This is a genomic window from Fuerstiella marisgermanici (assembly GCF_001983935.1).
In the GTDB taxonomy this organism is placed as follows: domain Bacteria; phylum Planctomycetota; class Planctomycetia; order Planctomycetales; family Planctomycetaceae; genus Fuerstiella; species Fuerstiella marisgermanici.
Genome location: NZ_CP017641.1, coordinates 5,177,818 through 5,191,665, shown reverse-complemented (window position 1 = coordinate 5,191,665; position 13,848 = coordinate 5,177,818). Strand labels below are relative to the sequence as shown.

The 13,848-nt window shown below is 55.8% G+C and carries 10 protein-coding genes; 5 read left to right on the top strand and 5 right to left on the bottom strand.

Features of this window, described 5'->3' with window-relative positions:
* Positions 1–233 precede the first annotated feature (233 nt).
* The 3 genes from Fuma_RS19365 to Fuma_RS19355 form a co-directional block, all read right to left on the bottom strand.
* Entirely contained in the window at positions 234–1,073 is an 840-nt protein-coding gene (locus tag Fuma_RS19365; protein WP_218922209.1) for a suppressor of fused domain protein, read from the bottom strand.
* Between the two features lie 208 nt (positions 1,074–1,281).
* Positions 1,282–2,595, bottom strand: a complete 1,314-nt coding sequence (locus Fuma_RS19360; RefSeq protein ID WP_077025573.1) for a rhomboid family intramembrane serine protease — start codon at positions 2,593–2,595, stop codon at positions 1,282–1,284.
* A gap of 14 nt (positions 2,596–2,609) precedes the next feature.
* Positions 2,610–3,284: an AIM24 family protein gene (locus Fuma_RS19355; RefSeq protein ID WP_077028425.1), complete on the bottom strand. Its 675-nt coding sequence runs from the start codon at positions 3,282–3,284 to the stop codon at positions 2,610–2,612.
* Positions 3,285–3,706: 422 nt separating this feature from the next.
* On the opposite strand from Fuma_RS19355, the gene Fuma_RS19350 reads away from it, so the two are divergent.
* From Fuma_RS19350 to Fuma_RS19330, 5 genes are all read left to right on the top strand, one after another.
* Positions 3,707–4,378 (top strand): 3-keto-disaccharide hydrolase, encoded by a 672-nt coding sequence (locus tag Fuma_RS19350; protein ID WP_158521065.1) that lies wholly within the window; start codon positions 3,707–3,709, stop codon positions 4,376–4,378.
* A gap of 78 nt (positions 4,379–4,456) precedes the next feature.
* Positions 4,457–6,388 (top strand): HAMP domain-containing histidine kinase, encoded by a 1,932-nt coding sequence (locus Fuma_RS19345; protein WP_077025571.1) that lies wholly within the window; start codon positions 4,457–4,459, stop codon positions 6,386–6,388.
* A 300-nt stretch (positions 6,389–6,688) separates the two neighbouring features.
* Positions 6,689–7,435 carry a 30S ribosomal protein S2 gene (gene rpsB / locus Fuma_RS19340; protein WP_077025570.1) on the top strand — a complete coding sequence of 249 codons (747 nt, stop codon included), beginning with the start codon at positions 6,689–6,691 and terminating at the stop codon, positions 7,433–7,435.
* Positions 7,436–7,878: 443 nt separating this feature from the next.
* The gene (gene tsf / locus Fuma_RS19335) at positions 7,879–8,712 is read left to right on the top strand and encodes a translation elongation factor Ts (protein WP_077025569.1); all 834 of its coding nucleotides are present in this window, start codon (positions 7,879–7,881) and stop codon (positions 8,710–8,712) included.
* 433 nt (positions 8,713–9,145) lie between these two features.
* Positions 9,146–11,197, top strand: coding sequence for a hypothetical protein (locus tag Fuma_RS19330; protein ID WP_145944258.1), 2,052 nt, complete (start codon positions 9,146–9,148; stop codon positions 11,195–11,197).
* A 20-nt stretch (positions 11,198–11,217) separates the two neighbouring features.
* Here the strand turns inward: Fuma_RS19330 and Fuma_RS19325 are convergent, their stop codons facing one another.
* Both Fuma_RS19325 and Fuma_RS19320 read right to left on the bottom strand, forming a co-directional pair.
* Entirely contained in the window at positions 11,218–12,099 is an 882-nt protein-coding gene (locus tag Fuma_RS19325) for a hypothetical protein (RefSeq protein WP_145944257.1), read from the bottom strand.
* Between the two features lie 459 nt (positions 12,100–12,558).
* Positions 12,559–13,836 (bottom strand): thymidine phosphorylase, encoded by a 1,278-nt coding sequence (locus Fuma_RS19320; protein ID WP_077025566.1) that lies wholly within the window; start codon positions 13,834–13,836, stop codon positions 12,559–12,561.
* Positions 13,837–13,848: the final 12 nt, after the last annotated feature.

Sequence of the window (13,848 nt, the reverse complement as noted above, 5' to 3'; positions counted from 1 at the left end):
GTCCTGTTTCGCATCGTTTAACCCGCAGCCGGAGGCGCAGGCGTGGCGGGGACGGCTGTGTCACAGCGGAAGCTGAGTCGTCGTGGACGCCGCCAGAGCACTGCCTGCGCCTCCGGCTGCGGGTTAAACGATGATGTTCCGGGGACTTGCGGCCCCGGCTGAGGTTGTGTCGTCACGCCGGGACTGAAAACGCGCAACTTCAAAGACTCCTGGTTGAGACTGAAAAGTGGCAATCAAAAAAGACCAAAACGTTTTCGACACGTATCGCGGCGGCTGGTGTCCACCACTTCCCCAACGCCGTGTTTTTCGAAACGTCCGATCAGTGCTTCCAGGCCCTTGTTAAGTTTGTAGTTCGTTTCTGCTTCGTACATCGGCACGATAGCATAGAAATGAATCACGCTGCCGTCATCCAGTTCGAGTTCATGAAATTCTTCGCTGGTTTCGATCGGCGGCATCAACAGCGCGCAGCTGAACGCGGCGTTTTCGGCGTAAGGTTCGGCAGGGTCGCCGTTGGGAATCGTGTGGCCGATTCCAAGCCATGTATCGAATTCGTGGGGCAGCCGCGCCAGTCCCTTTAGCAGTCGAACGGGCCAATAGTTGTTCTCATCTTCAAAGGCTTCCTGAGACAACGGCCAGTCGGGCGGCAAAGAGATCATCAATTCTGCGTATTCATAGTGTACCAGTTCGTCTGGAACGATCATCGCACGGTCACTCATACCACTGGTGATCAGCGTGTGCCAATTTCGTTCTTTGGTTGGGGCAACCCAATGCACGTCGACGTGAACCATGTCCGAAATCAGTTCGTGAAAGACCATTTCCACGGGACCGACATGAGCTTCAATGTGGTTTGAGATTGCCTCAATGTTCTTTTCGTTTCCGATTGCCGGCTCGAAGTCCCGCTCGCGCGCCTCGTGTCGATAGATCGCCGTGCCGTCGGTTGCTTCTTCCGGCTCGTCCAATGGCGGTACTTCGATCACAGTTCCACACTGTTTGCATTTGACACGTTTGTTGGCTCGTTCGTCTGAGACCTTGTAGCGTTTGTCACAGGCGTGGCACTTAAAAACAATGGTCACGGGACGAAGCCTTTCTGGTCCAGGTGAAGAACGGCGTGAAAGTCCGGGCGGCGGTGATTGCAGGTGCGGAAAATCATAAAGCAACGGCATGGCGAACTACAGCGAATCTCGCTGACTTGTGGCCGCGGCACCAGTGTTTCGGACGACGAAGGCTGTTTCCCGCGAGCCCGAACTGTCCACAACAAAAGGGAAACTGCTCTAAAGCGGTTTACCATTCGGGCTCAGCATCTTCCACGCCGGATTTGACCAGCTTCTTTGCTACGGACGCGACCTTTTTGGCCAGTGTTTGGAGTTCCGCATTCAGCTGCGATAAACGTACCTGCTTCAACATCGCCAATGCCGCGGCCGGTCGTTTATGGTGAGTGAGCAACAACTGAGCGATCCGGACTCGAGCCCACGCAGCGTCTTCCGGGAATCGTTCGTTGTATTCCTCAAGGTAGATTTCCGCATCGTCCGGCATGTCCGCGCGCAGCAGGCCGAGGCTTAGTTTTTTTAACCGTTTTTCGGTGAGCTGCGATTTGTGGTCCTGCATGCGCAGGTCGAACATTTTTTCGGAAGCGGTAATGAAATCGCCCGCGTCGATCAGGTCGTTGATTGCAGCGAGCCGTTTCGAAACCTTCGTTCGGCGGCTGGTGTCCGGCACGCTGTCTTTGACGGCAACATCTGAAGTGCCGAACATCAGAACGGGGTCCGCGTGACTGCCGACGGTTGTGGAAGCATCCGCGAAGCGACCGTAGTTGCCAGAGAGGACTCGAAATAAGTCCCAGTTCTCGCAGTCGACCCAATCCTTTTTTAGGTACAGCACGCCAACACCGAAACCGATGGCGGCGCCCATCAGGTGCAAGGCGGCCGTGCCTGCCCCAAAATCACTCATGACGAAGCTGACAACCTCCCATCCAAAGTACCACAGCGCGTAGCCCATGATGGTGACGTCGAATGAGAAGACGCGAAAGAAGAATAGAAAGACGACATGAAACTCATTCTTCGGTGCCCACACCGTACAAATGGCGAGCAGACCGAAAATTGCGGACGACGCACCGCAGGACGAGCCGCGATATTCTTTGATGAAAGCGTTGACCCAGGCTTCGGCTTCGGCCTCGGTGTATTCCGGGTCTTCGGCCAGAATTTCGTCGATCAATTCTTCCTTGCTGTCGACGTTGAGAATGCTTGACAGGACATGGCTATCGGTGCGGTACAGCATGATCGTTTGTTCGAGCCCCGACTGTCCGATGCCAATAATCAGGTACACGATCAAAAACCTGCGCCAGCCGAGTTTGCCTTCGACAATCAGGCCGAACGCCCACAGAAAAATCATGTTCCCAATCAGGTGCATGAAGCCAATGTGAGCAAAGATGCTTAGCAACCATTCCAGCGGGTTGAAGGTGCCGTAGTGCAGCATCCATGCATCGTTTGAGTGTCCGGCACCGGCCACGATGAAGCACAAAAAGTTAACGACAATCAAGCCCGCTGTGGAAATCGGGTAGTGGTACAGCGGCGCATCGGTGCTGATGGGAATGAGCATGAATCAGAATTCATTTAACCCGGCTGAAAATAAACCTCTTCAAACGGCTGCACCACGACAAAGCCCTCGCCCTGAAACAGCATCTGAATTGATTCGCCACTGCCGCGTCCGAAAAATGTTTTCAGTGAGATGTCTGTTTTGAATTCCGGCGATAGTCCGCCCGACCACGCGATGGTCGCGTTCGGGTCGGTGATCACTGGTTGGTTGGGGCGAACTCGTAGAGTCATTGGCTGGAAGTGGGACGTGATCGCAATCATGCCAGTCCCCTGCAGTTTGACGTTAAACAGACCACCGGCCAGCATGCCGGTAATCTTACGCATCATTTTGATGTCCCATTCAATGTCGGGTTCCATCGCCAGCAGGTCGTTGCCGTTGACGAAGATGGATTCATCCTGCAGATTCAGAATGCTGATTCGCTTTCCGGAATCAGCAAGGTACAGTCGGCCTCGACCTTCGACTCGCGTTAGCTTAGTGCCTTCGCCAGTGATCGCTTTCTTCAGGAACTTGCCGACGCCTTTGTCCAGAATTCCTTCCCTCGTGAATTTCATATTGCCAACGTACGCGATCATGGCTCCCATTTTGGTCCAGACCATGCCGTCCAGATTGACTTCCATCATGTACGCGCTTTCCAGTTCGAACAGACCCTGGTCGCGATCTTTCTGAACCGTGCGATCCACGAATTCGTTCAACGAATAGCGAGCGGCGCCGGGATCATCGCCGAAGGTGTTGTATGGCGTCTTGACGGCGTAGTCGGCGGCCGATTCTTCCTGGTCGTAGGTTTCTTCTTCGTAGTCGTCCACGAAGTCTTCTTCGTCGACGGCGGCCGGGGCAGCGGGGATCGAGATCGGCTGCTGGCAACCCGGACAGTTCGCCGTCCGTCCGGCATACTTGTCCGGCACTCGAAGCTTTTTGCCACACTTACAGCGAATGTCGATCGGCATGAACTTATTCCTTTTAGGAGCGACGGTTGTCCGGTTCAGCAGTCAACACTCTATTCGGCTGCGCCTCGAATTGCCACTTTGTGAGCCTGAACAGCGTAGCCCTGCCTGGCATCCTCAAAGTCGCTGCGATATTCTTTCTCGCCTCATACCTTCCAACTGAAAGTCCCGCCGTGAAGTCTATACCAACCCTGCTTCTGATTCTCTTTTCACTCTGCCCGACTGGGACCGCTACCGCTCAAACGTACCACAACCTGCTCGCTGGCGACCGGCTGGATCAGTGGTCCAAGGTCAACGGTGATCCAGTTGGCGACGGCTGGAAGATAGAAGACGGCGGCGTGCTGCATCTGTCCGGCAAGGGAGGCAACATTGTCACCCGGGAAAAATACGGCGATTTCGAATTGTGGTTTGAGTTCCGAATTTCAGAGAAGGGAAACAGCGGTATCAAGTATCGCGTCAAGCCGTACGGCAAGCGATGGCTGGGGTTGGAGTATCAAATTTTGGACGATGCCGCCTATCCGAAGCTCACGCGATCACATTTGACGGCGTCGCTGTACGACCTTGTGACGCCAATTCCTCAGACGACTCGCCTGAAGCCGGACGGCGAATTCAACGTGGGAAAAATTCGTGTCAAAAATCAACGAGTGCAGCATTGGGTGAATGGTCAGTTGATGATTGATCAGTGCCTGACTGGGCCTGACTGGCGTGAGCATGTTGCGAAGAGTAAGTTCAATAACCAACCGGAATTCGGGGAAAACGTTTTGGGGCAGATCATGCTCACCGACCACAACAGCGATGTGTGGTTGCGCAACGTCTTTGTTCGGCGTCTGGATTACCGCAACTGACGCAGTGGCAATGAAAGCTGTGATCGCTGAGTTGCAGACGCAACTTTCCGGCACAGATATGCAAATCAAAGCAAAGCCGTGATCAACTACCGCAGTCTCAAGAAGCTGCTGGGTGAAACCAGCCTCGAACGGAAGTGTCGTCGTCTGTTTGGGGTGGCGTTGATGACCATGCTGACAACAAGCTTCTGGATCTACGCGAGCCTCACTCGCCAACTGGTCGAACAGGCTCACATTGTTCGAGCCGAAGCTTTGGTGCCCGAAATGCTGTGGCGCCAGCACATGAAAAGCTACGTCTCGATCAAACAGTCGGTGCCGACCACGACTGATGTCGCGAATACCACCGCGCCAGCGGAGTCGCCTGCAGCCATCGACGATTCAGGGAAATCGGGCGACGACCGGTCTGATGCGTCGGCTGAAGAAGCCTCCGGTGACGGAGATCCGCCTCCGCAGCCAGGCAAGCGTCCCAACGCGCCGACGCCGGAAATCGGAGTCACGATGTCCGGCTGGCCGCAGTTGATGAATAAGATCGAAGCCATCGACGAATTCAAGCTGGCGGGAAGCTGGAATCTCACCAGCTTGAGCGAAACTCCGGATAGCGAAGAGGCTCATGAGGCCATGCAGGAATTTCGCAATGGGGGCGCCAAGCGGCACTACTTTTTCGACAATCCGGACACCGGCCGGCAGTTGCGATTTTTTGCGGCTGTTCGAGCGAGCGCAAATTGCGTGTATTGCCATTCGCAATTCGCTGACGATGTTGCGTCGGCTGACGCGACTCGGCAGGCAGGTGGCGAAGCACTCAACCCGTTGATGGCGATGGCGTCCGTCACGATTCCCGTCGGCAATATGGAAAGCGAACTCAGCCGTAACCGCGCGATTCTGCTCGCGTTTGCCATCGTGACGACGTTTCTGGCGATGCTGGTGGCTTACGTAATCGTCCGTTACATCATCGTAAAGCCGGTGCAGCACCTAAAAGAAGTGAGCGACGAGATCGCTCGCGGAAACCTGAATCTGCGCGCTGAGATCAATACTGGGGACGAGTTTGAAGAGTTGAGCCAGGCGTTCAATCGCATGCTGCGTCACATGACGACGGTCAACGAAGAACAGCGCGTGTTGAACAATAATCTGGACGGAAAAGTCGACCAGCTGGCTCAGGCGAATATGGAACTGTTTCGCAGCAACGCGATGAAGGACGAATTTCTGGCGACAATGAGTCACGAATTGCGGACGCCGCTAAACAGTATTCTTGGCTTCAGCGACGTGCTTGCGAACGCCGTCAATCTGGACGATCGGCAAAAACGCTACGTCGACAACATTCGCACGTCTGGCCGCAATCTGATGGTGCAGATCAATGACCTGCTGGATCTTGCGAAGATCGAAAGCGGGCAGATGAAGCTGCAGCCCGGGCCGGTCAATCTGAAAGAACTGATCGACAGTCAATGCAGCCAGATAATGCCGTTGGCTGACCAGAAAAATATTGAGCTGCGGATTCGCCATCTGACTCAGCCCGTCCCTGAACTTCATCAGGACGGCAGCAAACTGCGGCAGATTTTGACCAATCTGCTGTCCAACGCGATCAAATTCACTCCGGAAGGCGGTCGTGTGCGAGTCACCTCGGAGCGGACGGAAGACGAAATGATCGAGATCTGCGTTGAAGATACGGGTATCGGAATTCCGATGCACGAACAGAGCGAGATCTTCGAAAAGTTCCGTCAAGGCGCGACTGGCTCCGGCCAGCGAGATCACGTGAAGCGAGAATTTGGTGGGACGGGCCTGGGACTGTCAATTGTACGAGAGCTTTCGCGGCTGCTGGGTGGCGACGTGAATCTGGAGAGTGAGTTCGGCAAGGGCAGTATGTTTGCGGTGCGAATTCCGCAGGAGGCACCGGAGGCCCGGCAGACGACTCAAACATCACTGGATTCGCCATCCGAAAGCGGCCGCAGCAGCATTACGTCAGTAGATTTGTTGAATCCCAAGCCCAAAGGGGACGAATCGGAGGATTCTGAAGAGTAAAATCACGGGGGATTCCCACCGGCGAAAAGTCGTCCGTCCTGCACGGATAAGGCGAAACGCAGTTTGACGGATCACCCGGCGGTCGGTATTCTCCCGGCCTGTAAAACAAGTCGACACCTTATGTTAGGTGTTGCCGAGCCTTGTCATCGCTCGCTATCGATGACGTGTTGCGTGTTGAAGTCTGGGTTTCGTCCGCTTCAGCATTCACACAATTGTTCTGTTCAAACGCAAATTTGCAGCGTTTGAGACGCTTTGCAGCCACTTTTCACAGCTGCGAAAGCACAACACAGGAGATCGGCTATGGCTGAGATTGTCGTGAAAGAGATTCTGGACGCAGGTGTCCACTACGGTCACCGCGCGAGTCGCTGGAATCCGAAAATGAGACCGTACATTTACGGTCGACGTAATCAAATTCACATTATCGACATCAAGGAAACCATCCGCGGCCTCATCCGCGCGAAAAAGTACCTGATGCGCGTGGCGGCCCATGGTAGCCTGATTCTGTTTGTCGGCACCAAGCGACAGGCAGCGGCGTCACTGGAAGAATTGGCCACCGAATGCGGTATGCCATTCTGTACCGAACGCTGGCTGGGTGGAACGCTGACCAACTTCCGCACCGTTCGAGCTCGCCTGAAGCGACTGGAAGAGCTGGAAGCCATGCGTGAATCCGGCGAGATTGACACCTACAGCAAGAAAATGCAATCCACGCTTCTGCGTGAATATCGCAAGATCTATCGCAACCTGAACGGTATTCGCGACATGAATCGCCTGCCGGAATGCCTGGTCGTGATCGATCCGAATAAAGAAAAGAACGCCGTCCATGAAGCTCATCTGCTGGGCATCAAGGTTGTCGCTCTGATCGACACCGATTCCGATCCTGATACGGTTGACCTGCCGATTCCAGGTAACGATGACAGTCTCCGGTCGATTCGTCTGATTGCTCAACACCTGTGCGACGCGATCAAGCAGGGGAAATCTCTTCGTCCCAACGAACCGAAGAAGGCCGACCCCAGCGACGAACCGAAACCAGTTCCGTCAATTGCATAGCAGCTTGTTCGGATATTCTGTTTTCGTGTAAGCAGCAAGAGGGCTAGCCGCTGGTTTTGCAAAAGTGCAACTCGCGGCTAACGCCCTGCAGCTTAATCGCAGTGATATCCGGACTTGTTAGCAAAACGACTCCCGGCGTGTTTATTGATGGATGTGCCACTCCGGCTACAGGGCTTTGCGGAAGCCATTGAGGCCGACGTGCACCCCTTCTGCAGCACGCACGGTTTGTTCAATGAACACATCGCTTCCCGTTTTTTCGCCAATGACTAACGGGAGCAACAGCTTACATTCTGAGCGTTAGCTCAAACCCGCCAGCGGTCGATGCCGCCTGGTCAAGTTCTCCCGTCCGTTGCCAGCGACCAACGGGGGCGTCAATTACAATCTGAGAGTCCGCTCAAACCCACTGGCGGTTGGCACCGCCCCGCCTTTGAAGGAAATTTAACATGGCAGACATTACTGCGGCCGCCGTGAAGGCACTTCGAGAACGAACAGACCTGCCGATGATGGAGTGCAAAAAGGCACTTGTTGAAGCAGATGGCGACGCCGAAAAGGCCGTCGGAATCCTGAAGGAACAGTTCAAAAAGATTCAGGACAAGCGAGCCGACAATGCGACCGAAGAAGGCCGCATTTTCATCGCAATCAAAGACGACGGCTCTGAAGCGGCCATGGTCGAAATTCAATGCGAATCCGCTCCAGTCGCAACCGGCGAATCACTGGAAGTGCTCGGCACGGCTATGGTTAACCAATTGTTGAACGGCCCAGGCGCCGATTCACCAGAAGCTCTGATGTCGCAAACGCCTGAAGGCGGTTCCGCAACGCTGCAGTCGCTTTACGAAGATTTCGTCAACAAGATCCGCGAAAAGACAGTTGTGAATCGTGTCACACGCGTCAGTGGTCCAGTTGGTGGCTACGTCCACCACGATTACAAGACGGCCGTTCTGTTTCAGGCGACCGGCGACGCAAAGGATTCTGAAGTCCTTCGTGACGTTGCTATGCACATCGCGGCTTTGGGCCCCGACCACTGTACAGCAGACGGATTGGATGCGGCTGATGTGAAGGCTGAACGAGATCGTCTGACGGCCGAAGCCAAAGCGAGTGGCAAGCCGGACAACATCATTGACAAAATCGTCGACGGCCAGATGAACAAGTTCTACATGGAAAAGGGCGTGCTCATCTATCAGCCATTCGCGAAAGACGACAAGAAGACCGTTGAGAAAGCTCTGTCTGAAGCTGGGTTGGAAGCGACTGGCTTCATCCGTTGGCAAGTCGGTCTTTAAGGCCGTGCCGGTACGCACCGGCGGACGGTTGGCGTGATGAAGTCGGCGACGCATTGAAGACTGAAGCGCCGGCGGTGCTCCCGTCGGTTGCTGTAAGGTGTGGTTCGTTCGCCAGGCGAAGTCACTGCATTTGCCTGAATTTCTGTGACGGGCAACTTGTGCTGCGACTACTGAGGAGGCGGTGCCCCGCAAGGATTCTGATGCTGCGGCCAATGAACGCAGCAACAGGTTTCTGAATCGTTTTAAACAATTTACAAGCCCCGCACCATCATTGGTGCGGGGCTTGTTTCGTTATAGCTGGCTCCGTCAATTGGCTTTCTCCAGCGAAACCACCACAATTGTTCGCAGACTGCCAGATGCCTGGAGGGGCATATCGCTCTACACATCCGGCCAGTCTGATCGATCTCGGTACCCCGTTCAGGAACAACCTCCCATGGTCCATCCTCGTCCCGCATGGTGTTCTGTCAGGAGCGGTCAAGGACTGCTCGCTTCCCGCGGTGTTGCAGCTGTGGTGCTGGCGTTTGTGCTGTGCTGTTCGACGTCCACGGCGGTGGCTCAATTGAGTGGCCGGTTGGCAGAAAAGCCGTTGGGTGTCGGCTATGTCCGCGACATCACTCAGGTCACCATGTTTGAATACATGCAAACGCTGGCGAAGCGGCTGGAAATCGGGAAGGCCATGTTTCAGTCCATGCCAATGGAGCAGTTTGAAGGGTTCAGGTCCAAAGTCGAAGTGCCGATCAATGGAGCGGCTTGGTATATGGTCCAGGGACTGCTGCCATCGTATGAAGTGGTCTACTTTCAGCAGGTTATCGATGTCGCCGATGCCAAACGCATGATTGACGCTCGCAAAAAGATGTTCGGACCAAACGGTAGCGTCGAAACCGGTGGAGACGGCCGTTACAAGCTGGTCCGAAAGAACAGCTGGACAATGGATGTTCCGGAAGGCCAAACCGCCGAAGAATATGTGGAACAGGTCAACAAGCAAAATGCCAGCAGTAGGCGGTCGTTTCAGCAGTCGGCGAAGGTCGTTGAGAACGATGGAAAGGAGCAGATCGAGCAGAGCTGGTCGACTATTGAATTTCACCGCTTTCACGACAACCTGCTTTTCACTACCAGCTTTGAAGAGCTGTGGGACATGGACCTACCCACGCGTGAATCTCTGACTAGCAGCATTTCCAGCCGCAACGACATGGGCGTCGAAGCATTCTTCGATCGCATCCCTATGGCGATTAAGCAACTGGGCTGGAACATGCTGAACTCCACCGCAGGAACTCAAATGCAGCGCCGCGATGGCGAATTGCAGACGACCGCCGATCTGCGGAAATCGTCGTTTGAACTTGGTCTGGCCGTGGTGAAGGCGGTGATCTTCGACGTCGAACAAACCAACGGGTGGATGCGACTCGCCACCGACGAAGAGCAGGCTCTGCGAGGAGAAATCAACTTTGATGCACGCCGTAACAGCGGGCTGACGAAGCAACTGGCCGAGATATCCTCCGGCAACGCCCGCTTCGCCGCCATCGTTAACGACGACGCGGCGGCCACCGTTCATGTCTGCGTTAAGTTTTCAGAAGATTCCGCGGGCGTACCCAATGCAGCCGCGGCGTGGATGCTGCAGGCGATCGCGGACGCCACCAACAACGACTCAACTGTCTTCGACGCCGCAACCCGAGTGGCAGAATCGCTCAGTTCCTTCAGCGAGCACCGGACTGTCGAAGCCTTTTTGAAAGTGGGCTATTCAGATGAAACTGACGGAGTGTTCTACGGTGGTTTGCAGGTGGATAACAATCCGAATCTTCTGAACGGAATCTACACGCTGATCATAAACTCCGGCGAGCCCACAAAAGACTTGGAGGCGTTTCAGCTGGTTGAAATCGATGGGCGGTCGGTGATTCAGATGACGCTCCCTGAATCTGACCTCACCGCTCTACAACGCCACACGGGGTTAAGCATCACTCATGCTTATCTGATGCACGAGAACTCCTGCCTGTGGCTGGCAGTGGGCAGCGAAAACGCGATCAAGATGCTGCAGAAATCGGCGGCTCGCTGCATGGAAGCCGGCCTTGTGGCTCGTACGCCGCTGCTGACGGCGAAGGTCGATGTTGAAAAATGGTTGTCCTGGCCTGAAGACGAACCGACGGGCATCGCCGGTTTTCTGGCATGGGCCGACGCGAATCTTGGCTGGTTCCCGCCTTCACCAATGACGGTCAACTTCGGCCAGGGCGGCGCCAGCGAAAAACCAGCGCCGCTGCTTCAGCCGTGCCTGGATCTCGGAGGCGAAACCAACGCCGCGTTTACCGTGATCGCCGACAAAGCGGGCGTGCGAGCATCGTTGCATCTGGGCGAAGCGGTTGCGAACTACTACGTGGCCCGCATGATTGACGCTCAGGACCGAATGATGCGCCGCTTTCGGGCTCCCGAGGATGTGAGCAATGAGGAAGCGACTGAAAAAGAAACCGTTGGAGCACCGGTGGAAGTCGTCGAGTAGTCGGGCCGGTGCATATCGAGTCACACACCAGCTCGAGCTTGCTGGCGAGCTTCAATGAATTCGGCGCGGAGGTTGCGGAAGAACTGGTTGAGATCGCGATCAATTCTTGGCACAACGCCTGACTTCAGCGCCTTGTCGTCGACGGTTGTGATGCTGCCTTTTCGCTCCCAGACTCGCACCGTTTGGTCGCCATGTTTGGCCAGCAGTTCAGCGGACATCCAGAGCTTCTGTGAGCCGCCCTGCTGACGGACGTCCAGATGAATGTTCATCACAGGTTCGGCGTTCCCCGCTCGATACGTCAGCTTGCAACCTTCCAGGGCCGCTCGCACACCAGTTTCCACGGCGCGGCCAATGTCGCCTCGTGCATCCTGAGTGAACTGACTCCGGTGAACGGCCGCGTCCGTCATCGCCGCCATGATTTGGCGAGCTCGGTCGCTGCCAGTTGCGTCGACGATCGGCTCGCCGGACGGGCTGGTCGTCTGAGTATTCGTGACCGGCGTTACTGGTGTTTGCGTTGCGTTTTCGGGCTGGGTTGCATTGTCGCTGACCACCGTGGTCGCGTTGCCATCTGCAGCGCCGTTTGCAGTGTCGCCAGTCGAATCGCCGTTTGACGGTTGGTTGTCGGCCACATTGTCTTCCGGGTATTCGATGTCCGGCGTCATCACGAATTTCGCCGTGACCATCGCGAGGATGCCAAACACCAACACGCTGACGCCGATTAAAGCGACCTTCGTCGTTGATACGCCACCCTCAGTGCCGGGACGCCGGGTAACCGATTCGCCTGGTCGCGGGTGCCGACCGGACTGCTCACTGCCTCGTGGACGCGAGTGCCGCCCGGATTTTTCGCTGGCACCGGGCCTCGCGTGGCGGCCCGATCGTTCGCTGCTACGCCGGCGCGGCACTTTGTTTTCCGCGTCACATTCGGGACAGGGAACGGGTTGTCCGGTCTTCGCTGCTGAGGCCTCGAATTCGGCGTCGCATTCAGTGCAAGTCACTGTCACAGACATGACATCAGTACTTCGTGGATGGGAGAGGGAGAACCAGTGGTCGCTGGCAAACGAATAAAGGTTCTGGGGAAGAAGGATGCTGGAGTACTCGCACCCCGAGCCGCCCCTAGGATACCTGCTTTCATCCCAAGGTAAAGGTTTCGATCTGCAAGATTCAAGGTGAGCCAGCAGATACGGTACTCGACCTGCACGTTCGGAAAACTTTTGCTGGACTGCCGACATTAACGCGATATATAGGCAGTGAGATTCGCCACGGCGGTGAACGTCTGTGCGCAATGCGGTGGTTCTGGCAGTCTGTCGGAGTAGCGGAATCCGAGCGGGATTTGTACCACAACCATGCTTTGCAGACGGCATTTAAGCTGTGATTCGTTCGGCAATCAGATCGGGACGATAGGCTTCCTCACCAATTGAAATCGCTTTTCGAATGTTGTCGGCGTGGGCGGCCGGTCTGGGACAAAACAGACGGACCAACGGTTGCCCAGGCTGTACTTCGTCCCCAATCCGTACCAGCATTTCCAGGCCGACGGCATGATCGATCGTGTCCGACACCTTTTGCCTTCCGCCGCCCATCGCGATGACGGCCATGCCCAGTTGCTCCGTATCGATCGCCGACACGAAGCCAGCTTGCTGCGCCGATACTTCTGCCGCATCAGCTACTTTTAGCGCGGCGGACGGCTGTCCACCTTGAGCCGCCACCATCTGTTCGAATTTTTCGAACGCGGCACCGCTGTCCAGAGCCGAAGTCGCCAATTCCCGAGCGGCTTGCATTGTGGATTTTGCCTGAGTTGTCAGCAGCAGCTCAGCAGCGAGCTCGATTGTGAGCTCCCGCACGTCCGGAGGTCCTTCACCTTTCAGTACGTCGATCGATTCGAGCACCTCAACGGCATTGCCGCACATGCGTCCCAGAGGTTGGTTCATGTCCGTCAGCAATGCGGTCGTCTTCACGCCCATGCGTTCACCAGTGGCCACCAGCGATTCGGCCAACATGGTCGCTCGTTCCCGTGTCTTCATAAAGGCCCCCGATCCGAACTTCACGTCCAGCACCAAGGCGTCCAGCGACTCCGCCAGTTTCTTACTCATAATACTGGCGGTGATCAACGGAATGGACTGCACCGTTGCGGTAACGTCCCGAAGCGCGTAAAGGCGACGATCTGCTGGAGCCAGTTCGGCGGACGCTCCGGTGATCACGCAGCCGACTTGCTGAGTGAGTGTGGTAATTTCCGACAGTGACAAATCCGTGCGAAAGCCGGGGATGGATTCCAGTTTGTCGAGTGTTCCGCCGGTGGGTCCAAGTCCGCGTCCGGACAGCATGGGTACCTGGAATCCACAGCAGGCCAGCAACGGAGCCAGCGGAAGGGAGACCTTGTCGCCGACGCCCCCCGTCGAATGCTTGTCGACGCGAAGCACGCCATCGTCCGGCCAATTTAGTTGCGTTCCCGAATTGAGCATCTGCGCCGTCAGCGATGCGGTTTCGCGTTCGTCCATGCCGTTGAGAAAGATGGCCATTGCCAGAGCCGACATTTGATAGTCAGGGATCGATTCGTCGGCGTAGCCTTGCACAAAAAAGGCAATCTCGTCGTCGGTCAACGAACGGCCGTCGCGTTTGGCGGCGATGATCTGAGCGGCAATCACAGGTAAGTGCCT